The following is a 560-nucleotide window of genomic DNA, read 5'->3' as shown; positions in this document are numbered from 1 at the left end:
AATTCATGATCGGATCTGTTGAATCCGCAAATGCAAACAATAACCTCTGTGCCCCGCCAACGCTAAGGTTGTCGATGACCTGAAGAACGTTTGGACATGGTTCAAGGACACTCACCTCAACATTTTCGAATTCTTTGGGGATTTCATTCACGATGCGCGGGTCTCCAAAATCGTATGCCATTTCACGATTTTCAAAAAAATTCTCGAGTTCGCCCGCGTCATTCGCCCGAAAAACTCGTCAGCAGCATTCTAACCGTCTGAAAGAGAATAACAATATCTGTGAGTAACGATTTAGAGCTAATATAATCCAAATCCATACGACAACGCTCATCAAACCCATAAGGTTTGTTGCGGGAAATCTGCCAAGTTCCGGTAATGCCTGGATTTACCTGAAGGCGGATCTTCTGCCATGGCTCGTAACTCTCGGGCGAATAGGAGTTTGCGCGTGGACCGACGATGGACATTTGCCCGAGTATCACGTTAATAAACTGGGGAATTTCGTCGATATACAGACCCCGAAGAATACGGCCCGTTTTGGTGATCCTTGGATCCTGTGCAAC

2 protein-coding genes are annotated in these 560 nt (G+C 46.2%); both read right to left on the bottom strand.

Annotated elements, in window-relative coordinates:
* A partial coding sequence (locus AB9F27_RS22025) for a hypothetical protein (protein WP_369758221.1) occupies positions 1-181 on the bottom strand: 181 nt, incomplete at its 3' end.
* Positions 182-218: 37 nt separating this feature from the next.
* The coding region (locus AB9F27_RS22020; protein ID WP_369758220.1) for a sugar transferase at positions 219-560 on the bottom strand (342 nt) is incomplete at its 5' end.

It is taken from the genome of Falsihalocynthiibacter sp. CO-5D18 (assembly GCF_041205445.1).
Classification (GTDB): Bacteria; Pseudomonadota; Alphaproteobacteria; order Rhodobacterales; family Rhodobacteraceae; genus Falsihalocynthiibacter; species Falsihalocynthiibacter arcticus.
Note: the sequence above shows the minus strand (reverse complement) of the source record. Positions and strands in the feature narration are given on the sequence as shown.